This window comes from Novosphingobium sp. 17-62-19, from assembly GCF_002256775.1.
Taxonomy (GTDB): Bacteria; Pseudomonadota; Alphaproteobacteria; order Sphingomonadales; family Sphingomonadaceae; genus Novosphingobium.
In genome coordinates this window covers 1-23,689 of sequence record NZ_NCII01000073.1, presented here as the reverse complement: position 1 = coordinate 23,689, position 23,689 = coordinate 1, and the positions used below count along the sequence as shown (strand labels likewise).

At 61.2% G+C, this 23,689-nt stretch carries 27 protein-coding genes and 1 pseudogene; 13 read left to right on the top strand and 15 right to left on the bottom strand.

Features of this window, described 5'->3' with window-relative positions:
* Window position 1 precedes the first annotated feature (1 nt).
* Both B7X90_RS13345 and B7X90_RS13340 read left to right on the top strand, forming a co-directional pair.
* Window positions 2-763: a DUF1295 domain-containing protein gene (locus B7X90_RS13345; protein WP_292625193.1), complete on the top strand. Its 762-nt coding sequence runs from the start codon at window positions 2-4 to the stop codon at window positions 761-763.
* 55 nt (window positions 764-818) lie between these two features.
* Window positions 819-1,169 carry a hypothetical protein gene (locus B7X90_RS13340; protein ID WP_292625192.1) on the top strand — a complete coding sequence of 117 codons (351 nt, stop codon included), beginning with the start codon at window positions 819-821 and terminating at the stop codon, window positions 1,167-1,169.
* An 85-nt stretch (window positions 1,170-1,254) separates the two neighbouring features.
* Here B7X90_RS13340 and B7X90_RS13335 read toward each other — a convergent pair whose 3' ends face one another.
* Together B7X90_RS13335 and B7X90_RS13330 are read right to left on the bottom strand one after the other, a co-directional pair.
* Complete coding sequence (locus B7X90_RS13335) at window positions 1,255-1,554, bottom strand: GIY-YIG nuclease family protein (protein ID WP_292625191.1); 300 nt, start codon at window positions 1,552-1,554, stop codon at window positions 1,255-1,257.
* A gap of 132 nt (window positions 1,555-1,686) precedes the next feature.
* Window positions 1,687-3,426: a bifunctional metallophosphatase/5'-nucleotidase gene (locus B7X90_RS13330; protein WP_292625190.1), complete on the bottom strand. Its 1,740-nt coding sequence runs from the start codon at window positions 3,424-3,426 to the stop codon at window positions 1,687-1,689.
* A gap of 169 nt (window positions 3,427-3,595) precedes the next feature.
* Here B7X90_RS13330 and B7X90_RS13325 point away from each other — a divergent pair, with 169 nt between their 5' ends.
* The gene (locus tag B7X90_RS13325) at window positions 3,596-4,231 is read left to right on the top strand and encodes a TetR family transcriptional regulator (RefSeq protein WP_292625189.1); all 636 of its coding nucleotides are present in this window, start codon (window positions 3,596-3,598) and stop codon (window positions 4,229-4,231) included.
* Here B7X90_RS13325 and B7X90_RS13320 read toward each other — a convergent pair.
* On the bottom strand, window positions 4,228-4,665 hold the full coding sequence (locus tag B7X90_RS13320) for a thermonuclease family protein (RefSeq protein WP_292625187.1): 438 nt from the start codon (window positions 4,663-4,665) through the stop codon (window positions 4,228-4,230). The genes B7X90_RS13325 and B7X90_RS13320 overlap by 4 nt on opposite strands.
* A 106-nt stretch (window positions 4,666-4,771) precedes the next feature.
* Here B7X90_RS13320 and B7X90_RS13315 point away from each other — a divergent pair, with 106 nt between their 5' ends.
* Window positions 4,772-4,951: a hypothetical protein gene (locus B7X90_RS13315; RefSeq protein ID WP_292625186.1), complete on the top strand. Its 180-nt coding sequence runs from the start codon at window positions 4,772-4,774 to the stop codon at window positions 4,949-4,951.
* Window positions 4,952-4,956: 5 nt separating this feature from the next.
* Here the strand turns inward: B7X90_RS13315 and B7X90_RS13310 are convergent, their stop codons facing one another.
* Window positions 4,957-5,304, bottom strand: coding sequence for a DMT family protein (locus B7X90_RS13310; RefSeq protein WP_292625185.1), 348 nt, complete (start codon window positions 5,302-5,304; stop codon window positions 4,957-4,959).
* A 125-nt stretch (window positions 5,305-5,429) separates the two neighbouring features.
* Between B7X90_RS13310 and B7X90_RS13305 the strand changes: the two genes are divergently transcribed.
* Window positions 5,430-5,669 carry a hypothetical protein gene (locus B7X90_RS13305; protein WP_292625184.1) on the top strand — a complete coding sequence of 80 codons (240 nt, stop codon included), beginning with the start codon at window positions 5,430-5,432 and terminating at the stop codon, window positions 5,667-5,669.
* Window positions 5,670-5,671: 2 nt separating this feature from the next.
* On the opposite strand, the gene B7X90_RS13300 is transcribed toward B7X90_RS13305, so the two are convergent.
* From B7X90_RS13300 to gluQRS, 5 genes and pseudogenes are all read right to left on the bottom strand, one after another.
* Complete coding sequence (locus B7X90_RS13300) at window positions 5,672-5,986, bottom strand: hypothetical protein (RefSeq protein WP_292625183.1); 315 nt, start codon at window positions 5,984-5,986, stop codon at window positions 5,672-5,674.
* Window positions 5,987-6,044: 58 nt separating this feature from the next.
* Window positions 6,045-6,855: pseudogene (locus B7X90_RS13295) on the bottom strand (3-hydroxyacyl-CoA dehydrogenase NAD-binding domain-containing protein).
* Window positions 6,856-6,940: 85 nt separating this feature from the next.
* Window positions 6,941-7,501, bottom strand: coding sequence for a cob(I)yrinic acid a,c-diamide adenosyltransferase (locus B7X90_RS13290; protein WP_292625181.1), 561 nt, complete (start codon window positions 7,499-7,501; stop codon window positions 6,941-6,943).
* Window positions 7,502-7,523: 22 nt separating this feature from the next.
* Window positions 7,524-7,754 (bottom strand): HIG1 domain-containing protein, encoded by a 231-nt coding sequence (locus B7X90_RS13285; RefSeq protein ID WP_292625179.1) that lies wholly within the window; start codon window positions 7,752-7,754, stop codon window positions 7,524-7,526.
* Window positions 7,751-8,596, bottom strand: a complete 846-nt coding sequence (gene gluQRS, locus B7X90_RS13280) for a tRNA glutamyl-Q(34) synthetase GluQRS (RefSeq protein ID WP_292625177.1) — start codon at window positions 8,594-8,596, stop codon at window positions 7,751-7,753. Before gluQRS ends, B7X90_RS13285 begins: the two co-directional genes overlap by 4 nt.
* 597 nt (window positions 8,597-9,193) lie before the next feature.
* Between gluQRS and guaA the strand changes: the two genes are divergently transcribed.
* Together guaA and B7X90_RS13270 are read left to right on the top strand one after the other, a co-directional pair.
* Window positions 9,194-10,753, top strand: a complete 1,560-nt coding sequence (gene guaA / locus B7X90_RS13275; RefSeq protein ID WP_292625175.1) for a glutamine-hydrolyzing GMP synthase — start codon at window positions 9,194-9,196, stop codon at window positions 10,751-10,753.
* Window positions 10,754-11,044: 291 nt separating this feature from the next.
* On the top strand, window positions 11,045-12,301 hold the full coding sequence (locus B7X90_RS13270) for a tyrosine-type recombinase/integrase (RefSeq protein WP_037529235.1): 1,257 nt from the start codon (window positions 11,045-11,047) through the stop codon (window positions 12,299-12,301).
* On the opposite strand, the gene B7X90_RS13265 is transcribed toward B7X90_RS13270, so the two are convergent.
* From B7X90_RS13265 to B7X90_RS13250, 4 genes are all read right to left on the bottom strand, one after another.
* Complete coding sequence (locus B7X90_RS13265) at window positions 12,273-12,563, bottom strand: AlpA family phage regulatory protein (protein ID WP_037529236.1); 291 nt, start codon at window positions 12,561-12,563, stop codon at window positions 12,273-12,275. The genes B7X90_RS13270 and B7X90_RS13265 overlap by 29 nt on opposite strands.
* A gap of 479 nt (window positions 12,564-13,042) precedes the next feature.
* Window positions 13,043-14,539, bottom strand: coding sequence for an efflux transporter outer membrane subunit (locus B7X90_RS13260; protein ID WP_066485704.1), 1,497 nt, complete (start codon window positions 14,537-14,539; stop codon window positions 13,043-13,045).
* Window positions 14,540-14,546: 7 nt separating this feature from the next.
* Complete coding sequence (locus tag B7X90_RS13255; RefSeq protein WP_037529238.1) at window positions 14,547-16,103, bottom strand: MDR family MFS transporter; 1,557 nt, start codon at window positions 16,101-16,103, stop codon at window positions 14,547-14,549.
* A gap of 2 nt (window positions 16,104-16,105) precedes the next feature.
* Window positions 16,106-17,251 carry an HlyD family secretion protein gene (locus tag B7X90_RS13250; protein WP_292625172.1) on the bottom strand — a complete coding sequence of 382 codons (1,146 nt, stop codon included), beginning with the start codon at window positions 17,249-17,251 and terminating at the stop codon, window positions 16,106-16,108.
* A gap of 143 nt (window positions 17,252-17,394) precedes the next feature.
* Here B7X90_RS13250 and B7X90_RS13245 point away from each other — a divergent pair, with 143 nt between their 5' ends.
* The 6 genes from B7X90_RS13245 (at window position 17,395) to B7X90_RS13220 (ending at window position 22,593) form a co-directional block, all read left to right on the top strand.
* A complete protein-coding gene (locus tag B7X90_RS13245) occupies window positions 17,395-17,826 on the top strand; it encodes a MarR family transcriptional regulator (protein WP_051519962.1) in 432 nt (143 codons plus the stop codon).
* Window positions 17,819-19,432 (top strand): AarF/UbiB family protein, encoded by a 1,614-nt coding sequence (locus tag B7X90_RS13240; protein ID WP_037533153.1) that lies wholly within the window; start codon window positions 17,819-17,821, stop codon window positions 19,430-19,432. Before B7X90_RS13245 ends, B7X90_RS13240 begins: the two co-directional genes overlap by 8 nt.
* A 71-nt stretch (window positions 19,433-19,503) precedes the next feature.
* Complete coding sequence (locus tag B7X90_RS13235; protein ID WP_082731229.1) at window positions 19,504-20,484, top strand: MlaD family protein; 981 nt, start codon at window positions 19,504-19,506, stop codon at window positions 20,482-20,484.
* A 108-nt stretch (window positions 20,485-20,592) separates the two neighbouring features.
* Window positions 20,593-20,763, top strand: coding sequence for a hypothetical protein (locus tag B7X90_RS13230; protein WP_156442277.1), 171 nt, complete (start codon window positions 20,593-20,595; stop codon window positions 20,761-20,763).
* 136 nt (window positions 20,764-20,899) lie between these two features.
* Complete coding sequence (locus tag B7X90_RS13225) at window positions 20,900-21,538, top strand: sigma-70 family RNA polymerase sigma factor (RefSeq protein WP_082731228.1); 639 nt, start codon at window positions 20,900-20,902, stop codon at window positions 21,536-21,538.
* Window positions 21,535-22,593, top strand: a complete 1,059-nt coding sequence (locus B7X90_RS13220) for an alpha/beta hydrolase (RefSeq protein WP_082731227.1) — start codon at window positions 21,535-21,537, stop codon at window positions 22,591-22,593. Before B7X90_RS13225 ends, B7X90_RS13220 begins: the two co-directional genes overlap by 4 nt.
* A 104-nt stretch (window positions 22,594-22,697) precedes the next feature.
* Here B7X90_RS13220 and B7X90_RS13215 read toward each other — a convergent pair whose 3' ends face one another.
* Window positions 22,698-23,240, bottom strand: coding sequence for a TetR/AcrR family transcriptional regulator (locus B7X90_RS13215; RefSeq protein WP_128082253.1), 543 nt, complete (start codon window positions 23,238-23,240; stop codon window positions 22,698-22,700).
* Window positions 23,241-23,448: 208 nt separating this feature from the next.
* A partial coding sequence (locus tag B7X90_RS13210; RefSeq protein WP_292625164.1) for a hypothetical protein occupies window positions 23,449-23,689 on the bottom strand: 241 nt, incomplete at its 5' end.

The window sequence follows — 23,689 nt, the reverse complement described above, 5'->3', positions numbered from 1 at the left end:
GGTGCTGGGAATGCTGGTGCTGTGGCGCGTGGCGGTGAAGATCGGCGATGTCAGCTTCATCGATGCGGTGTGGGGCGGCGGCATGGGTGTGCTGGCGCTTATCTCTTGGCTGCACGTTCCGGGCGGCCCCGGCGCGAGGGCCAGCCTGATCGCGGCGATGGCCGCAATCTGGGCCGCAAGATTGGCGTGGCACCTCTACACCCGCTGGCGTGGGCACGGCGAAGACCCGCGCTATGCCAAGATGCTGGGCAAGGTCAAGTCGAAGGGCGAGTTCGGCTCTGCCGCGCTGAAATTCGTGTTCGCCCCGCAAGCTGTGCTGCTGTTCATCACCTGCCTGCCCGCGCAACTGGGCGTGCTGGCCAGCCCTGCCCCTGCACCGCTTGGGCCTCTGGCACTGGCCGGAGCCGCGCTGTGGCTGGTCGGCATCGTGTTCGAAGCGGTGGGCGATGCCCAACTGAACGCCTTCCGCGCCGACCCCGCCAACAAGGGCAAAGTCCTGCAAACCGGCCTGTGGCGCTACACCCGCCACCCCAACTACTTCGGCGACGCCTGCGTCTGGTGGGGCATCTGGCTCGCCGCCGCCGACGCCGGCCTGTGGGTCGCGCTGGCCAGCGTTATCGGCCCGGTGTTCCTGACTTTCACGCTGACCAAATGGTCGGGCAAGCCGCTGCTGGAAAAGGGCATGGAAGAGCGGCGGCCGGGGTATAAGGCATACGTGGAGCGGACTTCGGGGTTTGTGCCTTGGTGGCCAAAGCGGGGGTAGTGTTGGAAAATGCTGCCGTTCTGGACACTACGCGATTGCAGAAATGTTTCTGTCTATGCATTTCAACCTCATGAAAAACATCCTGATCGTCGATGGAGCGATGAACGCCACTTTTAGCGTCTTTCAAGCTACGGACGAAGAGTTTGCAACGTTGTTTCCAAACGGCGAAGAGATTGACTTAGTTGAGGATGTCATCGAGCGAACGGGACAAGCAGTCGCTGAAACTATCTTCGCCCGCGTTTGGGAACGTCCTGTTTTGAAAAGTGAGGCACAAGGCATTCACGCTACCCTGATTTACGATGATCCTTCGCGGCGTGATTACCTGCCGCCTTCTCGGCGAGAGATCGATTGGGACGAAAGCTCGATCAACGAAGCGCAGCGCCGACTATTTCGTTCAAGACGGTAACGTCACCATGCTACCCGGAATCATCCTTACCTCTTCTCGTCACCCCGGGCTTGACCCGGGGTCCCGCTTTTCTTCGCGCACCCAGTCAAACCAGCACGTCGTAAAGGTCCAGCCAGTCCGGGTTGCCGCGTTCGATCAGGTCGAACTTGAACTCACGGCGCCAGCGTTTGAGGCGCTTTTCGTGCGCGATGCAGTCCTCGATGCGGTCGCCGCGATCTGCCCAGACGAGCAGCTTCAGGCCGTATCGGGCGCAGAAGTCTGAACCGGTGCCTTCGCGGTGCTGGTGGATGCGCGCGGGCAGATGGGATGTGACGCCGACGTACATTGTGCCGCGATAGCGGTCGGCCATGATGTAGACCCAGCCGCCGGTTCTTTCCCTGTCCATGGTGGGAGGAAAAAGGAAGCGGGCCCCCGGGTCAAGCCCGGGGTGACGGGAATGGGATGGGATCGTAAAAAAGATACATAACGCAAATCTATCGTCACCCCGGGCTTGACCCGGGGTCCCGCTTTTCTTCGCTCACCCCTTCACCACCACCCGCGCCTCCTGCGGCACACCCCGCACCGGCACCGCCCTGATCCAGCCCTCCAGCGCGTCGATGTCAGTCGGCCCGGTCACCGTATCGGGCTTGCCCACGAAGCCCGAGAACCCATCGCCGCCCAGCCCCAGAAACCCGTTCACCGTCACGCGATAGGTCGCGGCGCTGTCCAGCGGCTTGCCGTCCAGCGTGATCGAAACGATGCGGTCGCCCGATGGTCGCGCCGGGTCATAAGTGAAGGCGAAGCCGGTGGAGGGGGCCAGCGCCTGTTTGGGGCCGGTGTCGTCCAGCCCTTCTTCCAGCACGGCCTTGATCTCAGCGCCCGTCATGCTCTCGGTGACCACGTTGTTGCCGAAGGGCTGGCACAGATAGATGTCGCCGAAGGTCAGCGTGCCGTCGGCTGTGGGGACCAGCGGGGCGCGGATGCCGAAGGGGTTCATGAAGGCGATCTGCGCGCCCTTGTCGCGCGTGGCGCCCAGTTGCGCGTCGGCAATCAGGTTGCGCAGGCCATCGCCTTCAGGGCTATCGGTCTTGGGTGCTGCGCGGTCCAACTTGCCGATGGGGCGCTGGGTATAGGCCTTCGATGCCTCGACATATTTGGCCACATATTCGGCCACATCGGCGCGTGGGCTGAACTGCGGGAACAGCGGCGTATTGGCCAGCGGCCCGCGCGATGCGGTGTAGGGCGCCGACTGCACGATCACGTTCTCGGCCTTTTTAGAAACCACGCGCCCGGCCACCGGATCGATCTGCAGCGTGATGTCGGTGACCAGTGAGCCGTACACGCCCGCGCTGGTCAGCAGGAAGGGCTTGGCCGGGTTGAGCGCGGCATAATCGCAGACATAGGACCAGTGCGTGTGCCCCGAAACGACCACGTCCACACGGTTGTCCAGCCGATCCAGGATAGGGCGGATGTCTCCGGCAAAGTTCTCGCACCCTTGCGGATTGGGTTCGCCCTTGGTGCGCCCGCCTTCGTGGATCAGCACGACGATGGCGTCTGCGCCCTGCTCTTTCAGCAAGGGCACGGCGGCGTTGATCGTGTCGGCCTCGTCCGCGAAAGTCAGGCCCTGAATGCCGGTGGGGTTGACCAGATTGGGCGTCCCTTTCAGCGTCAGACCGATCACGCCCACGGTCACCGCACTGCGGCCAGAGCCGAAGGTCTTGAGGCCGGTCGCCGGAAACAGCGTCGATCCATCGGCACGCTTCGTACTGGCGGCGAGGTATTTGAACGTCGCGCCGGTGAACTGCTCCAGCGCGCAGGGTTCCTTGGCCGTGAACTTTTCGCACCCGCCGGTCTGCTTGCGCAGCAATTCCTGCTGGCCATTGTCGAATTCGTGGTTGCCCACCGCGTTGAAGTCCACGCCGATGCGGTTCATCACGCCGATGGCCGGTTCATCGAGATAGAGCGAGGACGCGAGTTGCGAGGCGGAGATCATGTCTCCGGCCGAAACGGTCATCGAGCGCGGATGCCTGGCCCGCACCGAATCGATGGCCGATGCCAGCCACGCCGCGCCGCCTGCTGGCACCGCGATCAACCCGCCCTTGCCATCGGCCACGTTGACCGACTGGCGCGGCGGTTCAAGGCTGCCGTGGAAATCGTTCAGGCCGATGATGCCCACTTCCACAGGCCCGGCAGGCGCGTTGCTGGCCATTGGCGCGGCGCAGGCAGCCAGCAGTCCGGGCAGCAAAAGGGCAAGTGTGGAACGCAGCGGTTTGGGCATCGGGGGAACGACCTTTGTATCGGGTGCAACCGGTTGCCCCCGCCTAGCCGATTGCCATGGAGGTTTGAAGGCATCTTGCCGCGCTTTCTTCGCATCTGCGGTCATTGTTTCGGGCCACTGCCATCACTACAATGGGCAAAGACCCCAGACGCAGGACGCAACGCACGCCATGGCACCTACCGGCACCGAAAGAGACGCCACGCGGGCGCGGCTTGTCGATCTGGCGCAGGCCATCGTCGAAGAGCGCGGCGGATCGGGCCTCAGCATGTCGGAACTGGCGGCGCGCGCGGGAATTTCGCAAGGCCACCTTTCGCGCCACTTTGAATCGCGCGAAGCCTTGATGGAGGCGCTCGCCGACCACTGGTTCCAGCCGATGGTCGAAATCATGGAAGACGTGCTGGCCAGCGACCTGCCCCCGCGCCGCAAGCTGTATGAATTCTTCGCCCGACGCTTTGTGGTGATGCGCAAGAAGTGGGAGGACGATCCGGTCAAGCTGCAGACCTATATCGAAGTGGGCAACGAACACTTCGAACAGATCCGCAGCTATATCGATCTGGCCGACCACTATCTGGGCGAAATCATCGGCGAAGGCATGAGCGACGGCGCGTTCGAAGGGCTGGATATTGACGAAACCATCAGCCTCATCAACCAGATGTGCGCCCCCTACTGCGCGCTCAACACCATGACGATGTTCATGGAGCGGCTGAACGAAAACAAGCTCGCCCGCATCATCGACGCGGTGTTCGATGGTCTTTCCGCCACGGATCGCGGGGCTAGGGCGCTCACCGGACTTCGCGCAGCCTAGGAGCGCCCGCACCAGTCTCCGCGCCGCCCGGTCCACCGCTCGGCCAGACCTTCCGCCACCAGCGGCTCGCCAAGGCTGCTCCCCCGGCGTGTCACGACGCGCAAAGCGCGGCCATAGCGGTCGGTCGGGCGGCCCTGCACTTCCAGCGTGAACGGCCCGGCATTCAGCAGTTGCACCAGCCGCCGCGTGGCCCGCGCGCCAAGTTCAGCTTCCGCCGCGCAGCCGGGCTGCGAAGTTTCAGGCGTGTTGATGTCGGCAATGCGGAACTTGGTGCCCGCGTACCAGAAGGTGTCACCATCGACCACGCAGGTCACGCGCGGCCCCGGCCTGCACAAGTCAAAGCGCGCTTGCTCGACATCGGGAGTCGGGGCGCCAAAAGCACCGTGAGGGATCGTGGCAAAGACCGCAGCGGCAAAGGCTATCCAAGGCTTCATGCGCCCGAATCTGCATGAAACGAAAGGAGAACGCGCCTTCGTATCGGCCCTAAGTAGCTGCGCTCAGCGTAACCACTTGATAACCGCGCCGTGGCATTCTTCGCCCATGTTCGGACCGCGCATCACCACTGTTTTCACCAGCCGCTGGAAAGCGCTGTGGTGGTCTGCATCGATGTTGCTGTTTGCGTGGTCGGTGGTCCCCGCCGCCGACGAAAGTGGCGATGCCTCTCACCAGCACAAAGCAGTCCCTGCCGATCCGTGGGCAAAAGACCCACCGACGAAATAGAGCGCCTACTTCCCTGTAAACAGGAAGCCCACCGCCGCCATGATGCAACCAAACGCGGCGAAATGACGCCAGTGTATCGGCTCTTTCAACACCACCACCATGAACACCCCGAACACCACCAGCGCGATGGCTTCCTGGGCGATCTTGAGCTGACCCGCGCTCCACCCGTTCACCGTGCCGATGCGGTTTGCTGGCACGGCCAGGCAATATTCGAACAGCGCGATGCCCCAGCTGATCGCGATCACCCACACCAGCGGCCGCGCCTCAACCTCGGCAGTACCGCCCCGGATGTGCCAATACCACGCGGTGGTCATGAACAGGTTGGACAGCACAAGCAGGATGACGGTTGCCATGCGGGGTTCGGCCTTTCGCAAGTTTCGACAGCCAAATCGTCGGAAACTGCGGGTCATAAGGCAGGATTTTGGGCGAAAGTTAACCTCTGACAGGCAACTCTATGTCCGATTCGGGGGAAATCTTCATGAGTTCACAACGTCACACCACTGCGGCCTGGGTTCTGGTAATCAGCCTCGTCGGTTTTGCCGTGCTTGTTTTCAACGGTGTGAGCGAGGCGCGCAAGAACCCGCCCACAACTTCGGCTGACAGCGTCATCGTGTCGTCTGACAGCCTGCCCATCGAAGATCCGAACGCGCAGAGCGTGCCAATCGACAGACCGGCAGAACTGCAGTCCGCCCCGGACGATTCTGCGCCTTCGGAATAAACTCAGCGCGGGCGCGGCGTGTCGTCATCAACCCCAGCCTCGCCAAGCATACCTTCCTCGTCATCATCGCTGCGCTCACCGCGGAAAGCGCCCATGTCGATGATTCCGCTCGAAACCATCTGCTTCATGTGATCGACCACGTCGGGTGTGCTGCCCGGCTCATCACCCTGCCCCGGCACACGCTCACCCAAATCCTGTTCGCCCAGCACACTGGTGGCGCGGGCCAAAGCTTCCTCGGCCACGCTCTGCGCTTGCGCCTCGCCGTCTTCCTGTTCGTTGTTGACCGTTTCGGGTGCCGTATCTTCAGGATCAGTCATGGGCGTATCTCCTCTATTCTATGGGGAGACTACGCCCTGACCGTGCACCTGTTCCGTATTACCGCGTGGGGACAGGTACATCACCCGAATAGTCATAGAAGCCCCGGCCCGATTTGCGGCCCAGCCAGCCTGCTTCAACATACTTCTGCAGCAACGGCGCGGGGCGGTACTTCGGGTCACCGGTGGATGCGAGGTAGATCTTCATGATTTCCAGCAAGGTATCCAGCCCGATGAAATCCGCCAGTTCCAGTGGCCCCATCGGGTGGTTCAGGCCCAGCTTCACGCCCTTGTCGATATCGACGATGGAGCCCGTCCCACTGCCCAGCACAAACGCTGCCTCGTTGATGAACGGCACGAAAATGCGGTTGACGATGAAGCCCGGCTCATCCTGCGAAAGCACGATTTCCTTGCCGATAGCGGCCACATAATCGCGCACCGATTCAATCGTGGAGATCGACGTGGCAAGGCCGGGGATGACCTCCACCAGCTTCATCAGCGGCACCGGATTGAAGAAGTGAATGCCGATGAAACGCTGTGGATCGGGCGAGGATACGGCCATGCGCGTGATCGGGATCGAAGACCTTGATGTCCTCGCGCTCGGTCGCCGCTTCGATCACCAGATCGGCCTCGGCCAGCGCCGCGTGATCGGAAAAGGCGTGAAGGTTGGCCACGGTGGACGCAGCGAGTGCGGCTTCGACCTTGCCCTTCTCGACCAGCTTGGACAGGCCCTTGGCGATCTTGTCCTTGGCCTTTTCTGCCAATTCCATCGACACATCGCCCAGCAGCACTTTCATGCCTGCCTGCGCCGAAACCTGCGCGATGCCCGCACCCATCTGGCCTGCACCGATGACCGCCACTGTCTTGATCATGTGAATCCCTCGCCGATTGGACTGTATGGCGGGGTGCCTAACCGGCAGGCTGGCCCAAGTCCACCTGCGCATTGCCGCAGATGCGTTATCGCGAGGCGCCGGGTACCCAAAGCGGATCGTTGCCCGCATTGGTCGCCCGGGCCAGCACGAACAGATAGTCCGACAGCCGGTTCAGATAGGCCAGCGCTTGCGGATTGACTGGCTCTGCCGACGCAAGCGCCACCGCACTGCGTTCGGCCCGGCGTGCAGTGGCACGGGTCACATGCACACGCGCGGCTGCTTCAGACCCGCCCGGCAGAATGAAGCTGCGCAGCGGTGGAAGGCTTTCATTCAAAGCATCAATGGCCTTTTCCAGCCAATCCACCTGCGATGCCACCACCCGCAGCACCATTTCCGATGGGGCAAAGTCATCACCCGGCGTTGCAAGGTCCGCGCCCAGATCGAACAGATCGTTCTGAATCCGCTGCAAATCGCGCGCGGTGTCCTCAGCACAGGCCAGAGCCGCCAGCCCGATCAGGCTGTTCACCTCGTCCACATCGCCGATCGCCTGCATCCGCGCGTCATGCTTGGCGCGGCGTGATCCGTCGACAAGGCCTGTGGTGCCATCATCCCCGGTGCGGGTGTAGATCTTGTTCAGCTTTACCATGACCGGTGCAGACCCGCGCGCCTCAGCGCGAAAACGCCAGCAGGATTGCGACCGTGACCACAGCCAGCCCCTGATACTTGATGCGGTTGAACATCATCTTGTTCTGCAACAACTGGTTGGGCGATGCCCCTTCCGAAGGATCACGGTTGAGATCATCCTTCGTGCTGTTCAGAAACGCCACGATCCCGCGCCCCAGCGACACTACGGTAAGCGCGACGAAGATGAGGATGAGCGGGATCAGGAAGTAGTTCATGCGCTCTGATCTATGGCGTCGGACAGTGAAATACCAGTGTCAAATAGGGTAGCCCGGACTTCGGCAGCGACAGCCCGCCCATCCTCACCCGCACGCCGCCGGTCAGCCAGCGCCGGGGCATCGCGGCGCTTGGCCAGCTTGCGCCCGTCGGCTTCCAGCAGCACGGGATGATGGTGCCACACCGGCACCGGCAGGCCCAGCAGGTGCTGGATCAGACGGTGAATGTGCGTCGCCTGAAACAGGTCCACCCCGCGCGTCACATGCGTCACGCCATCGGCGGCATCGTCCAGCGTGGCGGCAAGGTGATAGCTGGCTGGTGCATCCTTGCGCCACAGCACCACATCGCCGAACAGTTCGGGCCGCGCCAGTTGCACGCCGTGGCGCTCGTCGGTCCATTCCAGCGGCCCGGCCAGCAAGGTGGCCTGCTCCATATCCAGCCGCCAGGCTACGTCTGGCCCCGGCACTGGCCCGCGGCGCAAGCATGTGCCGGGATAAAGCGGCCCGTCCGGCCCATGCGCCACCGCCGCCGCCGCCACTTCGGCACGGGTGCAGGTGCAGGGATAAAGGATGCCCATCGCGCGCAATTCATCGGCAGCCGTGCGATAGCTGGCAATGCGTGCGGATTGCGGCGCAACTTCGCGGTACTGAAGCTGCAACCAGTCCAGATCCTCCCGAAACTCTTGGCGTAGTTCAGACCGCGACCGCGCACCGTCGATATCCTCGATTCGCAGCAGAAATTCCCCGCCATCGTGCTTGGCCCGATCATGGGCGACGATTGCGGAATACGCATGTCCCAGATGAAGCGGGCCATTGGGGCTGGGGGCAAAGCGGGTGACGGTCATCGCGGCCAAGCCTGCAAGGTTGAAATCGAAGCGAGTACCATTCTTTATCCGTCACCCTGAACTTGTTTCAGGGTCCATTGCTCGTCCGCAAACTGCGGCTCCGATCGCAAGATGGATGCTGAAACAAGTTCAGCATGACGATCAAGATAAATCGGACATCAATTTCAGACGCCGCTGCGCTCGCAATGGCGATGGAAGGCGCAAACACGCGTGCGCTACATAAACAAAACGGCTGCCCCACTGGGGCAGCCGTTTTTGTGTCTTGCTTGGCGTTCCTTGGCCCTCGGGCCGAACCGCTGCTCAGACGAGCGTGGCGGTGAACATCATGCCGCTGAGACCAGCAGCAAAAATGATCGGAAGCGCGATCGCGGTAAAGCTACGCATGGTGTACCTCCTGTTGTGGTTCACCTTTGCAGAACATCCTCCCAGTTCGTGTTCATCCGGCAGGGTGGGCTGGAAGCATCGGAACTGCCGCCCAAATACGCCGAATGACGTATGCTGCAAGTGCGAACGCGGCAACTACAGTTGCATGTAACGCAACTGTCACATTTCGGGCACCATCTGGACAGAAAAGGCCCATGCCACTATCGGCCACGCATGAGCATCCAGCCTTCAGAATCGATCCTGATCGTCGACTTCGGCAGTCAGGTAACGCAGCTAATCGCCCGCCGCGTGCGCGAAGCCGGAGTCTATTCCGAAATCGCCCCCTACACGCAGGCCGAAGCCGCGTTCCACCGGATGAAGCCTACCGGCATCATCCTGTCAGGATCGCCCGCCAGCGTGCCCGCCGATGGCTCCCCCCGCGCCCCGCAAGTGCTGTTCGATAGCGGCCTGCCAATCCTCGGCATCTGCTACGGCCAACAGGTGATGAGCGAACAGCTCGGCGGCAAGGTGGAACCCGGCGATGCGGGCGAATTCGGTCGCGCTTTCCTGACCGTCACCGAACCTTGCGTGCTGTTCGATGGTCTGTGGTCGGTCGGTGAACGCCATCAGGTGTGGATGAGCCACGGCGACAAGGTCACCCAGTTCGCGCCCGGCTTCCGCATCGTTGCCGTGTCTGATGGCGCGCCGTTTGCCGTCATCGCGAACGATGAAAAGAAGTATTACGGCACCCAGTTCCACCCCGAAGTCGTCCATACCCCCGATGGCGGAAAGCTGATCGCCAACTTCGTGCGCCACGTCTGCGGCTGCACCGGTGACTGGACGATGGCGGAATTCCGCAAGACCAAGATCGCCGAAATCCGCGAACAGGTCGGCTCCAGCCGCGTGATCTGCGGGCTTTCGGGCGGCGTCGATTCGGCAGTGGCCGCCGTGCTGATCCACGAAGCCATCGGCGAACAGCTCACGTGCGTCTTCGTCGATCACGGGCTGATGCGCATGGGTGAGGCTGAGCAGGTCGTCAGCCTGTTCCGCAATCACTACAATATTCCGCTGGTCCACAAGGACGTCTCGGCCCTGTTCCTCGGCGGCCTTGCCGGGGTGACCGACCCCGAAGCCAAGCGCAAGTTCATCGGCAAGACCTTCATCGACGTGTTCGAGGCTGAGGCAAAGCAGGTGGGCGGTGCTGATTTCCTCGCACAAGGCACGCTCTACCCGGATGTGATCGAATCGGTCAGCTTCACCGGCGGCCCATCGGTCACGATCAAGAGCCACCACAATGTCGGCGGCTTGCCCGAACGCATGAACATGAAGCTGGTCGAACCGCTGCGCGAACTGTTCAAGGACGAAGTGCGTGCGCTAGGCCGTGAACTGGGCCTGCCCGACATTTTCGTCGGTCGCCACCCCTTCCCCGGCCCCGGCCTTGCCATCCGCATCCCCGGCGAAGTCACGCGCGAGCGCTGCGACGTGCTGCGCAAGGCCGACGCGATCTACCTCGAAGAAATCCGCAACGCAGGGCTCTACGACGCGATCTGGCAGGCCTTCGCCGTGCTGCTACCGGTCAAGACCGTTGGCGTGATGGGCGATTTCCGCACGTACGACAACGTCTGCGCCCTGCGCGCCGTCACCAGCACCGACGGCATGACCGCCGACATCTACCCCTTCGACGCCGCCTTCCTCAGCCGCGTGGCCACCCGCATCGTCAACGAAGTGAAGGGCATCAACCGCGTGGTCTATGACTATACGTCAAAGCCACCGGGCACGATCGAGTGGGAATGATTCGGGGCCATTTTTGGCTATCGCGATCAATCGGCAAAGCTCGGTCAAAGCATTGAAATAAAAAGACTATCTCACGCTATCTATCGAGGTCAATCGCGGAGCAGCGGTTGGCCCTGGCGTCCTGCGTGACGGTATCCGGCAAACTTGCACTTGGCCCAATCCAGCGATACCGTCAGAGGTATTGAAGCCAGTGACGGTATTCTTTCCGCACTAAGCCATTGTAAATCATGCGACAATTTCGGCAGAATTGCCGAAAATCGCCTGACGGTATTTTGCGTAGAGGAGGTCGGTATGCTCACCGATGTTGCCCTTAAGAACCTGAAACCACGCGAAAAAGCATACAAGGTCACGGACCGTGACGGCCTTTATGTTCAGGTCTCAACCTCCGGGACGCTGACGTTTCGGCTGGACTACCGGCTGCATGGGCGACGCGAGACGCTGACGCTCGGGAAGTACGGTCCCTCCGGTTTGTCCCTTGCTCGAGCCCGTGAAGCGACGATCGACGCTAAACGTGCAGTCTTCGAAGGCAGGTCCCCTGCCCAGGAAAAGCAGCGCGACAAACGCCGGATCAAAGAGGCCAAGAGCTTCGGTGAGTTTGGTGAGCGCTGGTTGGTGAAGGCGCCGATGGCGGACAGCACCCGCGCAATGCGGCGTTCGATCTTCGAACGAGAGCTTCTGCCAGTCTGGAAGAATCGGCTGCTGACAGAAATCACGCCGGATGACCTGCGCGCCCACTGCGGCAAGATCGTCGATCGCGGCGCTCCGGCGACTGCGATCCATGTCCGCGACATCCTGAAGCAGATCTACGGATTTGCGATCTTGCACGGCGAGAAGGTCGCCAATCCGGCCGACGATGTCGGCCCCGCCTCGATCGCGAAGTTCGTTCCAAAGGACCGGTCGCTGTCGCCGACGGAAATTCGCGTGATGCTCAAGCAGCTCGACCATGTGGCGACGCTGCCAACGATCCGACTCGGGATGCGCCTCTTTCTGCTGACAATGGTGCGCAAGAGCGAGCTGCAGGATGCGGTCTGGGACGAGGTGGACTTCGAGAACGCCGTGTGGACGATCCCCAAGGAACGCATGAAGCGATCCAAGGCGCATAACGTCTATCTCTCGCAGCAATGCCTCGACATCATGATCGCGTTGAAGACCTGCGCGGGTAACTCGCGCTACCTTCTGCCGTCTCGGTATGATGCGGATGCGCCGATGTCCCGGGCGACCTTTAATCGCGTCACCTATGCCGTCGTGGAGCGTGCGCAGAAGGAAGGCTTACCGCTGGAGCCGTTCACGGTACATGACTTGCGCCGCACCGGATCGACCCTGCTCAACGAACTGGGGTTCAACAGTGACTGGATCGAAAAGTGCCTGGCCCATGAAGATGGGCGATCCTCGCGCGGCGTCTACAACAAGGCGGAGTACGAGCATCAGCGGCGGCATATGATGCAGGAGTGGTCTGATATCATCGATGCTTGGGTGGCGGGGCAGAAGCGCGTGCCGGTCCTGATTCCGCCCTCGATGCCTATGCTCGTGCCTGATCCGGCGCTTTGACGGGGCGCGCCTTGCGCTTGCGTACATCAGGATGCGGCGCGCGGTCGATGGGCGATCGCCGAGCTGTCGCCAGGCGCTCGGTCAGCCACGCTTCGACCTCGGCCAGATCCCACACCACACAGCGCGGGGTGAGCGCAAAGCGACGAGGGAATTCGCCGCGCAGTTCCATCTCGTAGATGGTGGTGTCGGCCAGCGGTATGATCTGCCGAAGCTCATGGCGGCGGATCATCCGCTTTTTGAGGGCCTCAGGTTTCGTCGACATAACTCTACTCCAACGGGATTGGCGTCTGATGCCGATTGGAGCCGATAGACCCGACATGAAAAGAGCGAACACACCGGCGTAGGGCCCGCGGCGGCAATGGCGTACAAATCGGCGGGCTCGTTCTGGTTGTCCCTTGGCCCTAGTCATGCGCAGGACGCAGTCCGTCGAGCGGAGCGACGACGTCAACAAACTGCCGGCGCAGGCTTGCCAGTCCGATTGCCAGAGCCAGGTCTTGCCAATCCGAAAGGCCGCGTATCGTGCGTAGATCAATAAATTGAAGTGAAGAAGCAGTCGCCCTTAATCCTGCGCCAGCTTAACTGCTCAATCTTGAACTCCCGACCGAAGTTGCATCGTCACCTCCCGTTCCATACAGACCGTATTTCGGTGTCGACCACAGCAGCGTCTCCTCAGTCAAGGCGCCGTTATGGTAATTCGGTAACTACCCCAAAGGCGACACCAGGGCATGACAGGCGGAGGGATCACTGATTTGTTCCGATAGACGTGGTCGAGGAATCCGTTGCCAATCCTTGATAGGTCGATTCCTGCCACCCGAGTCCGAGTGATTTTTGGATGGCGATATAACTTGCCGTAAGAGCCGCAACCGCACTTTGAAGGTTTGATGCAGCAAGCACTTTCTGACGACCGGACTCGAGTGCGTCACTGCGGGAAATCACCTGTCGCTGGAAGCGTTGTTGTGTCAAAATGTCTGACTCGTCAGCCGATCGCTTGATCTCGGCGAGCGCTGCCACATTGCGACGTTGCTGTGCAAAGCGCGCGAGCGAATTCTCGGCGTCCTGGAACGCACCTAGAACGACCTGTCGATACTGTGCCTCAGCTTCGTCTCGTCCAGCGCGCGCTTGCGTTATCTGGGCCGAAGTTCGTCCAAAATCGAGCAACCCCCATTGTAGCTGGGGCACGGCAATGTTGGAGATATTTCCCAGATCGACCAGGTCTCCGACAGACGTTCCGCCGATGCCTAGGATCCCCATAAAGCTGATCTTGGGAAAACGCGCTGCTTCAGCGACGCCAATCCGGGCGGTCGTGGCCGCCAGATTGCGCTCGGCGGCGCGTATGTCGGGTCGACGGCGAAGTAGAGAGGCGGGATCGCCGATGGCGACGACCTGTGGTGGCAAGGGGACGTCACGCGGGATAGCCAGCAAGGAATCGAGCCTCCCTGGCGCCTCCCCTGCAAGCACGGCGAGCGCATTGAGATAAATTCCGATCTCCGCCTCAGCCGTAGCGAGATCGCCGTTGGTAGCCTGAATGGCGCGGTTCGCCTGACCAATGGCAAAGGCCGGCACCGTGCCCTGCTGAAAGCGTTGCCGAGCGAGGCCTAGCTGCTGCTTCTGCAGGTCCAGCCCCCCACGAAGTGCAGCGGCGCGCTGCTGCCGGTCCCGCAGATTCGTATAACTTTGCGCAACGTCGGCTGCGAGTTGAACGTGTGCATCTGCCGCGTTGTAGGACGCCGCTGCGGCTAGTGCGTTAGCGGATTCTATTTTTCGGATCTGGCCTCCCGCAAAATCGATTTCCCAATTTGCGTTCAGGCCGAGATTGAAAAACTGGAGAGAGGAATCCGCGTCCTGGGAAGGGGGCGTTGCGCCGTTCCCCTGAGCTGACTGCAGATCGATCCCGGGAAGGTCGGCGAAGATTCCGGTCGCTTGTGCCCCAGCTTTCGGAAAGCGGTTAGCGCGCTCCTGGCGCACGGATGCACGCGCCTGACGGAGTCGCGCCTGGGCGACATCGATCGACGGATTCGCTGCAAGTGCGCGTTGCTCAAGCTCGTTCAGGACCGGATCTTGAAGGGCCGTCCACCACTCAGCAACTGCGGGGTCATTGGTGCTCGTACTCGCGGTCTGGCGCACGAACTTGGATTGGGGGGCGGCGCGATCCAACCCCGGCGGTCCGGCGTAGTCCGGGCCAACGACACATCCGCCGAGCAGCAAGGGGGCGAGAACGAGACCTCTGAAGTTTATCATCGCAGCCTCAATGCATCGCCATGGACTGCCCTTTAGGCAGCGGGCGCAGGAACAAAACGAGTGGAAGCGTGGCTAGTGTCGCAAGCGCCATCGCCAGGAAAATGTCATTGTACGTCATGATGAAGGCCTGCTGCTGAATGGTCCCGGCAAGCGACTGAAGGGCGGCGTCCATCTGGCCGAACGTCCTGGTCATGCCGGCGAGATAATCCTGCAACCTTGGGTCGTTTGCCCAAAGGGTCTCTTCCATCCGTCGGCTATGGAGCGACATTCGCTGGTCCTGAAAGGAGGCCAGGGCGGCCAAAGCGAACGACCCGCCGAGATTTCGTGCGGCATTGAAGATGCCTGATGCATCACCGGCATCCTCCTTGCTGACCGAAGCGATAGTGGCCTGGTTCAGGAACAGCATGGTGAGGATCATGCCGACACCACGCAGTAACTGTCCGGCGGTAAAGGCTTCTCCGGCAGATTCCGCGGTGAGGCTGGTGTTGACGAGGCAGCTGGCGGCCATGAGCGCAAGGCCTGTGCCAACGGCGATCCTGATATCGACGACGCGGATAAGCAGCGGGATGACGGGCATCAGCAGGAAGGCAGGCACACCCATGAGGAAAATCACCTGACCCGTCTCAAGGGCGTTATAGTTAGCGATCAGCGCGAGGAATTGCGGGATGACGAAGGTCGAGCCGTACATCACCATGCCCAGCGCCAGCGCCATGACGACGACGCTGCCGAATTGTCGATTCATCACGATCCGCAGCTTAAGCACAGGCTTGGCGGCCCTGAATTGTCCGATACCCAGCATGACAAAACCAATCAGGGTCATGATCGTCAGCCGGACGATGTACGTCGATTCAAACCATTCTTCACGGTGCCCTTCCTCAAGCACGACCGTCAGTCCTCCCAGGCCGAGGATCATGCCGACGATCCCGAACCAGTCCGCCTCGCGGAAATAGACCCAGTTCGTTTTCTCGTGCGGCAGGCCGAGAAGCAGCAGCAGCAAGAGCAGACCGCAGACCGGCACGTTGACGAAGAAGGCATAATGCCAGCTCAGATTTTCCGTGAGCCAGCCTCCGAGCAGGGGGCCAAGAACCGGACCCAGGATGACGGTCATTCCAAAAAGGGCCATGCCGATTGGCTGTTGCGATGGCGGGAGGCGCTTTGCGACGATCGTCATCGCTGTCGGGATGAGCACGCCGCCCGTGAACCCCTGACCCGCCCTTCCGACGATCATTGTCATCAGATCCGTAGCGGTGCCGCACAGGACCGAGAATCCTGTAAAAGAGGTCACAGAGATGAGGAGAAGTGTCCTCAACCCCAAAAGCCGTTCCAGCCACGCGCTCAGCGGTATGATGATGATCTCGGCAACGAGAAAAGCCGTGGCGATCCACGTTCCTTCCGTGCCGGTCGCTCCGATCTCCCCTTGGATAGTCGGCAGCGCCGAGTTGACGATCGAGATGTCGAGTGTCGCGAGCAGCGCGCCCAGCGCGCCGGCCGCGACCGCGATCCAGGCCGTCGAGTCGGCTCGCTCGGCGCGTAACGTCCCCGGAGATGCAGCAACCGTCGCCACGCTCAGCGCTTCCGACTTACGGCCTGCCGGATTCTCTCCAGGTCGCCTTTGGCCGAACGGGTATCGACAGTAATGCCGACCGACATTCCGGGAACCAGAAGGGGCCTGACTTCGGGCGGCGCATCGATCGCGATACGGACGGGCACGCGCTGAACGATCTTCGTGAAGTTGCCGGTCGCGTTTTGCGGCGGGAGCACGGAGAACTGGGCACCTGTGCCCGGTGCGAAGCTGGCAACCCGCCCTTTCAGCTCGACCCCGGGGAGCGCGTCGACGTCGATGCTGACGGGCTGGCCGACTCGCATGAGACCTAGCTGCGTCTCTTTAAAATTGGCCTCGATGAAGAGGCGCTCCACCGGCACCAGCGTCATCAGGCGCGTTCCGGGCTGTACGAACTGCCCTACCCGGACAGCGAGATCGCCGACGCGACCATCGATCGCTGCCTTGAGCAACGTCGATTCGGTGTTCACACGCGCGGCGGAGAGCTGAGCGCGAGCGGCTTCGGCTTGCGATTGCGCCTGTCGTACCTGCGCACCAAGCGTGCCAACGCGCCTTTCTGCTGCGGTAAGGCCGGCCTGAGCAGCATTGGCGCGCTCATCTGCCTGTCGTGCCTGCGTCTGAAGCTGAGCAAATCGCTCGCCTGGCTCTGCGCCAGACGCCGCCAGCGGCTGATAGCGCGCAACCTGCTGCCGCGCGAAGGCGGCCTCGGCGCGCGCCGAGGCCGCCTGAGCACGCGCCTGGACGATTGTCGCCTGCTGTTCAGCGATCTGCGAACGGCTCGTCTCGACCGCAGCTTTCGCTGTGTCGATCTGGCTGGTGATCTGCTCGCTTTGGGCTCGATATTCGCGAGGGTCCAGTTCTGCCAACTGCTGCCCTTTGCGGACCGCTTGGTTCGCGCTGACAAACACGCGCTCGACATATCCGGCAACTTTCGGGGCCACCACGACAGAGTCCGCCGCCACATAAGCGTTGTCGGTTTTCTGCATGAACTTGCCGCGGTTCTGATGGTCAAAATACCATACCAACCCCGCTCCCACGATCGCGATCGCGACAATCAATAGCGCCAACCGAACCCGTACCGACTTGAGCGGACCGGCGGGCCGCTCACCGACATCGTCATGGTCGCCTGAACCGACTGGGGGATCTTCCACCATTCTATTCCCGATCAACTATCGATTCAAAGAGCCGGGGGACTTGCCACGGCGGCCGAGCTTCGGCAATACCACATTATATGGAACCTCACCAATCGGGTATACGTGGGATCGCAACCACCTTCGGCTGGACCTGGTACAGGATGCGGCGACTGATCGACGCCTATCTTGCCTGTCAGGGTGCATCGATGGCCCAACTAAAACTGCTCGCGTATCTCGCGGAACAACCGCGCCGCTCCACCGACATTGCGAGCTTTTTCGATCAGGCGCCCCGCACTGTCACCCAGGCGATCGACGCGCTCGAACAAAATGGTCTCGTGTCACGATCGCCTGCTCCGGACGATCGCCGGTCCAAACTGGTGCAGATCACAGACGCCGGCCGGGCCACGTTGGGACTGGCCATGCCGCTCTACGACGACATCGTGGGGCAGACCTTCGGAAGCCTGACAGCGGATGAACTCGAGGGCCTCGACGCGGCGATCAAGCATTTGAACCGGCTCGTCGACCATCTGGAGACGAAGGCCAGCGTTCCCGAGACCCAAGTTCCCGCCCCGAAAAGCCGGGCGCATGATTGATCGAACTCCTACTGATGAAGCCGATACGACTGCTCTAAAAGAAAGGGAGCGGTTCGCACAGATTCTCGTCCTGTTCGGGCGGCACGGTCTCAAGGGGCTGGCCGCTCGGCTGGGTCTGGGGGTGGGGGGGGACGAGCCGCTTGAAGATACCCGGCCGGAAGCGATTGTCGCGCTTTTGCGGGATATCGGTCCTGTCGCGGTCAAATTCGGACAGATCCTTGCGATGCGAAGCGACCTTCTGGAGCCGGCATGGGTCGATGCACTTTCAAAACTGCAGGACCGCGTTCCTCCGCTTCCATTCGCGGCCGTGCAACCGCTGATCGAGGAAGCGATCGGCGGCCCAATCGAAACAAGTTTCAGCCACTTTGACACCGAAGCGCTTGCGGCAGGCTCGATCGCTCAGGCGCATGCGGCGACGCTGCTCGACGGGCGGGACGTTATCGTTAAGATTCGCCGCCCAGGCATCGAGCGGATCGTCGATGCCGATCTCCGGCTACTGCGAAGACTGGCCCGGGTCGCGGAGCGCCGTATCCCCGAGATTGCGAGACTGAAGCCGGACGAACTGCTGCGCCATTTCGCCGAGAGCCTCGCCCGGGAGATGGACCTCAGCGCAGAAGCGCGCGCCAGCGACGCGATTGGTGAATACCTCAAGGACTTCGGGGTTCGGACGGCACGCTTCGATTGGGAGCTTTCGGGCAGGCGAGTGAACATCCAGGAGCGGCTCCGCGGATTTCCCGCAAGCGATCTGGAGGCGGCACGCCGAAGCGATCTCGATCTGGCTGCGCTCGCCAGCACCTATGCGCAGGCGATCCTGCGCATGATCATCATCAACGGTCACTTCCACGCCGATCCGCATCCCGGCAACGTCTTCTTTCTTGAAGACGGGACGCTTGGCCTGATCGATTTCGGGGCCGTGGGCACCCTCCTGCCGAGACGCCGGGAGGAACTTGTTCGGCTTGGCCTCGCGATCGCTTCGGAAGACACCGGCGGTGTCGTCGATATCCTTATGCTCTGGGCTGGTGATCCGGACGTGGACCGGGTCCGGCTCGAAGAGGCAATGGCAGAGCTGATCGACCGCTTCAGCAACGTCCTGCTCGATCAGATTGACCTCGCCGACATTTTTCAGATGGTATTCGCGATTCTGCGCGACTTTCATCTCGCGCTTCCGCCTGACCTCGCTTTGGTGCTCCGGACCTTGCTGACCGCCGAGGGGTTCGTCCGGCGCATCGATCCGGCATTCGACATTGCTCGCGAGCTTGCTCCCATAGCAAAGGAAATGATGCGGGAGCGGGCGAGCCCTGCCCGGCTGCGCGGCGAGGCGGGCAAGCTGCTCGCAGCGCTCGGACGAGCGGTTCTGTCAACGCCGAACCTCGTCGGACAGATCGAGAAGGTTGCGCGAACCGGCTCGATCACCGTCAGTATCGCGCCCAAGGACCTTGAGCGTCTACGCGGAAGAGAGCGTGCCGGCAGGGGTACTCCGCAGCTCTATCCTGCCACCCTCGCGATCTGCGCCGCGATAGTGTTTTCCTCGCAGCCTCTCCTGGCGGGACTGTTGGCTTTCGGCGCTGTTGCACTGGCCGTTTTGGAAGGTGTGAGGCGGCGATGAGCGCGGCGCACGCAGAGCTGACCGCAAAGCATCGCGCCTGGCGCGACAGGTCTCGGGATTCCTAGCTCCCGATGGAAACGCATTCAAACTGGTTGAAGGTGAGCCTGATCGTGGGCCTGCTCATGGTCACTGCGATCGGATTCGCTTTGTGGCTTCTCCAGGCGAGCGATGCCAAGGGGCCGACGTACGAGATACGATTTGAACAATCCGTCGATGGCCTGCAACCGGGGTCGGCCGTGAACCTTCTCGGCGTTGCCATCGGTCGCATAACTGAGATCAAGGTTCAGCCCAAAAATCCAGATTTCGTGACCGTGCGGTTCGTGCTGACCAGTGACACGATTCTTCATCGAGGTGTGACAGCATCGATCGAACGGTCGTTATTTGATGGATCGGCAAAACTGAGCCTGAGCGGCGACAACAATCGCAACCCGGTGCTCGCGGCCCGAGAGGGGCAGCAGTTCCCGATCGTACCAGCAAAGGGCGGAGGACTCTTGGGCGGCGGTGGTCCAGCAGACCTCATTGCGAAGGTTTCGTCGAACGCTGAAAGTGTGTCTAAAAAGCTCGATCCCGTTGGTTTGCGTTCGATAGAGAAGCGTCTCGACGAACTCGCGCGCAACTCGCAGAGCTGGACTGGCAAAGTCGGTCAAGTGGCGGGACGGTTGCCACAGACGGACAGGCTCGATGCTTTTGCAAAGCAGATCGCCAATACAGGGGATGGTGCAACGAGACTTCGCCGACGCATTGAAGCGTCACGAGGAGGATTTCGTGAGCGTATTTCTAGGTCGCTGGACTCGGCTGACAAATCAGCCGTGTCTTTTGGGCAGTCGGTTTCGCGCGCACGACCTCGGATGAGGCAGTTGGAAGCGGATGCCCGCCAGGTCACTGAGACCGTTCGATCGCTCCGGGGACCAGTCGGTCGTGCCGGCGATGTCGCCAAGAGAATCGAACAGGGGGGCTTGGGATCGACCAAATTGCCTGATTTCAAACCCTCGCCTGCTGGTCAACCAAGCGAGATCGAGACTCCTGCGGCGAAAAATGGATCGAAGCCATGAACAGCGTGTGCCGATCCCCGGCACGGTTTTGCTGGCGAGTGGTTCGACCCGGGATCGATGCGAGAAGGTGCTATTCCCGAACAACGGCAGCAACCATCGGAGTGATCGATGCCGAATACCGACCCAAAAGACAAAGCGGCGACACTCATCGCTGCGCTGCTCGTCCTCCTTGCGGAAGCCGATGCGTTCGGATTCACGCTACCGGCGATACAATTCGACGCTGCGATCACAGCGTTGAGTGGGATTGGCGGCGTGGCTCAAATATCGACCAAAGGCTGACTCGACGGCATCCCGCGTCGATGCGTTTGCCCAGTCCGACCTCCTCTAAAAGGCCACAGAATAATGGGATCGCGTCGGCTTTCGTGGTTGGAGCGGTCTTCTCATCCAATTTGCATATTCTGCAAAGGTGACGAGGATGACACTTCCCGCCGCCATTGAGCAGACTGATCCGTTTATAAGCCAGCGCGGTTTTAGCCATGCTGTGCGCAGGGTGATGCCAAACCTGCGGATTTATGCGCGTCGACTGACGCGTAACGAGGCAGATACCGATGACCTCGTTCAGGATACATTGGTGCGCGCCTGGGCCGCGCGAGAGCGTTTCGAGATCGGGACGAACCTTAAGGCTTGGCTTATGCGGATCGCACGGAACAGCTTCCTGTCTGGGAAGCGAAAGGATCGGCGCTCGGTATCGTGGGATCCGGCAATCGCAGAACGTCTTTTAATTGCCCCTGCCACGCAGGACGAAGGGATTTTCTCCAGTGAACTCAACCAAGCCGTGTCGTCGCTTTCTGATGGACAACGCGTAGCCTTCGAGCTGGTGACACGAGACGGGCTGACATTCGAGGAAGCCGCGGATCGTCTCGGCGTACCGCTTGGCACCGTTAAAAGTCGCGTATCGCGAGCCCGTCGGGTGCTCGTTGACGGCTTTGAAACCGATCCGCCTCTCCCGGTCCAGCTACCAATGCTCCCCGCGCCCGCGTGCGAAGCTCCTGAAACAAGCGATGCGAAAATATACCGAAACTGGAAAAGATCCGGTTCGAGAACAATAGGATGAATACGCCGCAGCCTGGACAGTTCGGTTTCAATCGCGTCACGCCGGATCAAGGCCACATAATTGATTCAGTCAAAGAAAGGCACTGGAACACCATGCGTGAAATCCCGTCCGATATCGTACAGACGTGGGCGCCAGACCCTGCATACCTGCCCGATTGGTTTGTCGACGCGCTATCCGTGCCGCGGGAGGAAGGCTTCGTCGAGGTCTCTGGTGTGAGAATGCATTACTTCCGCTGGGGAGATCGTTCCGCGCCTCCTTTACTGATGACCCACGGCTTTCTCTCTCATGCACGGTGCCTGGCGTTCGTCGCGCCTTACCTAGCTGAAAATTACCATGTGATCGCCTACGACCATTCAGGAATGGGCGACAGCGACGTTCGCGAGAATTGTGACATGGTCGCGCGAGGACGGGAGATGATCGGGGTCGCGGAGGCCCTTGGACTTTTTGGCCACGAGCACAAGCCGATCATCGTCGCACACAGCTTTGGCGCGGCAGTCGCGCTCCAGGCGATCACGCTGGCGCCGGATGCCTTTGCCGGTACGGTGATTTGCGATCTGATGGTGCTGCGTCCGTCCAGCTTTGACGCCGTTTGGGGCGGCGGCCGCACCGGCCCGGGATCAGGCGACCCCGATCGCCCGCATAAGCGCTACCCCGATTACGCCAGCGCGCGCGAGCGGTACGTTCTATCTCCGCCACAGCCCGTTGGTGAGGCGTTCCTGATGGATTACATGGCCTATCACTCACTTCGACGCGAAGGCGAAGCGTGGACCTGGAAGTTTTCGCCATCAGTGTTCAAGCGGGATAATGTGCCCAGCGAATGGCTTGAAATGGGCAGAACGCTGGTCGAGGCACCAGGCCGCAAGGCGATAGTACACGGCGAGCAAAGCCTCCTTTTTACAAACGATTCCAGTGATTACGTGCGCGAGCTCGGCGGTATCGATATTCCGATCATCGCTGTACCCGAAGCTCGGCACCATCTGATGCTGGATCAGCCGCTGGCGTTCGTCGCCGCCTTGCGCGCGTTGCTGGCGGGCTGGAGCATCGAGCGCAATTAGACCGGTTTGATACCAAGCTATCCGCCGCGTCCGAGCAGGGTTTTAGGAAGCTTTTAGCACCGCATTCGACCAACCTAGGGAGCACACCGACCTGTACTCCGGTGTTACGTCTGCGCCGTCACAAGGGCGCGTATCGTCAACCGTTCGATCAAGCTGCTCACGTCATCGGCTGAACTGGTGAGTCCTTCCGTCAACCACCAGCTTAAAATGGTGATTATTCCGCCCACTACGACCCGAACAGCGAGTCCGCGAGGCACGGATGAATCAAACGGAAGATCGAGCCCCTCTGCGTATCGAATGGCGCGAGCCGTCACTTCCTGTCGCACTGCATCGCCACCGCCAACCAGCAGAGCTGCAGACGCGTGCCGATGGAGATCGACGAACTCCACGACCGATCGCACGGCGTTTCCCACATCTCCACGTACGAGAGCCGGGGCCACCTGCTTAACCAACCGTCCCATCAACTCGTCCGCCACGTCGAGCAACAGCATGTCGACGCCGGGATAATGGCGAAAGAAGGTCGCGTAGCCGACTCCGGCCTGGGCGACGATACGTTGCGCAGTGATCGAATGCGCGTCGCCGTCTTGCAACAGCGCCAGCATCGCGTCGCGCAGCAGCGAACGGGTTCGCGTGACACGAGCGTCCACGCCCTTTTCGCTATTACCCCTTTTATGAGCCACAGTAGATCATATATAGCGGACCTTGGAGTAAAGGAGCAAAGCGATGAGTTCGTATTCCACGCTATCGCGCGAACCGTCCAGCGGGGTCGACGATCTCCGTGACGATCGAAAAAGCATTCCATCGCAGCCCATGGGTCGCGGTTGCCCAGTCCAGTCTTTTTCAGAAGCACGCGCGCTACTCCGGGACGATGAGCTGCATCAGGCCAGTTTCCGCGCTGATCTGATGGCAAGGTTCAGCGACGAGCGCTTTGCGCCAATCATTTTCCAGCACGGTGAGCGCCATCGCCGTCAGCGTGCTGCGACCGCTCGGTTCTTCACCTGTAGCGCGACGATTACGGTGTCCGGTCGGCGTCAATTTTGATGGCCGATAGGTGGCCGCGCCGGTTGGTGAATTCTGGCTACCATTTGCTGTTGCG

Bases quoted from the DNA above. Each gene is read 5' to 3' on its own strand.
- B7X90_RS13340 (WP_292625192.1), top strand. From the start codon at position 819: ATGCATTTCAACCTCATGAAAAACATCCTGATCGTCGATGGAGCGATG.
- B7X90_RS13335 (WP_292625191.1), bottom strand. From the start codon at position 1,554: ATGGACAGGGAAAGAACCGGCGGCTGGGTCTACATCATGGCCGACCGC.
- B7X90_RS13330 (WP_292625190.1), bottom strand. From the start codon at position 3,426: ATGCCCAAACCGCTGCGTTCCACACTTGCCCTTTTGCTGCCCGGACTG.
- B7X90_RS13325 (WP_292625189.1), top strand. From the start codon at position 3,596: ATGGCACCTACCGGCACCGAAAGAGACGCCACGCGGGCGCGGCTTGTC.
- B7X90_RS13320 (WP_292625187.1), bottom strand. From the start codon at position 4,665: ATGAAGCCTTGGATAGCCTTTGCCGCTGCGGTCTTTGCCACGATCCCT.
- B7X90_RS13315 (WP_292625186.1), top strand. From the start codon at position 4,772: ATGTTCGGACCGCGCATCACCACTGTTTTCACCAGCCGCTGGAAAGCG.
- B7X90_RS13310 (WP_292625185.1), bottom strand. From the start codon at position 5,304: ATGGCAACCGTCATCCTGCTTGTGCTGTCCAACCTGTTCATGACCACC.
- B7X90_RS13305 (WP_292625184.1), top strand. From the start codon at position 5,430: ATGAGTTCACAACGTCACACCACTGCGGCCTGGGTTCTGGTAATCAGC.
- B7X90_RS13300 (WP_292625183.1), bottom strand. From the start codon at position 5,986: ATGACTGATCCTGAAGATACGGCACCCGAAACGGTCAACAACGAACAG.
- B7X90_RS13290 (WP_292625181.1), bottom strand. From the start codon at position 7,501: ATGGTAAAGCTGAACAAGATCTACACCCGCACCGGGGATGATGGCACC.
- B7X90_RS13285 (WP_292625179.1), bottom strand. From the start codon at position 7,754: ATGAACTACTTCCTGATCCCGCTCATCCTCATCTTCGTCGCGCTTACC.
- gluQRS (WP_292625177.1), bottom strand. From the start codon at position 8,596: ATGACCGTCACCCGCTTTGCCCCCAGCCCCAATGGCCCGCTTCATCTG.
- guaA (WP_292625175.1), top strand. From the start codon at position 9,194: ATGAGCATCCAGCCTTCAGAATCGATCCTGATCGTCGACTTCGGCAGT.
- B7X90_RS13270 (WP_037529235.1), top strand. From the start codon at position 11,045: ATGCTCACCGATGTTGCCCTTAAGAACCTGAAACCACGCGAAAAAGCA.
- B7X90_RS13265 (WP_037529236.1), bottom strand. From the start codon at position 12,563: ATGTCGACGAAACCTGAGGCCCTCAAAAAGCGGATGATCCGCCGCCAT.
- B7X90_RS13260 (WP_066485704.1), bottom strand. From the start codon at position 14,539: ATGATAAACTTCAGAGGTCTCGTTCTCGCCCCCTTGCTGCTCGGCGGA.
- B7X90_RS13245 (WP_051519962.1), top strand. From the start codon at position 17,395: ATGCGGCGACTGATCGACGCCTATCTTGCCTGTCAGGGTGCATCGATG.
- B7X90_RS13240 (WP_037533153.1), top strand. From the start codon at position 17,819: ATGATTGATCGAACTCCTACTGATGAAGCCGATACGACTGCTCTAAAA.
- B7X90_RS13235 (WP_082731229.1), top strand. From the start codon at position 19,504: ATGGAAACGCATTCAAACTGGTTGAAGGTGAGCCTGATCGTGGGCCTG.
- B7X90_RS13230 (WP_156442277.1), top strand. From the start codon at position 20,593: ATGCCGAATACCGACCCAAAAGACAAAGCGGCGACACTCATCGCTGCG.
- B7X90_RS13225 (WP_082731228.1), top strand. From the start codon at position 20,900: ATGACACTTCCCGCCGCCATTGAGCAGACTGATCCGTTTATAAGCCAG.
- B7X90_RS13220 (WP_082731227.1), top strand. From the start codon at position 21,535: ATGAATACGCCGCAGCCTGGACAGTTCGGTTTCAATCGCGTCACGCCG.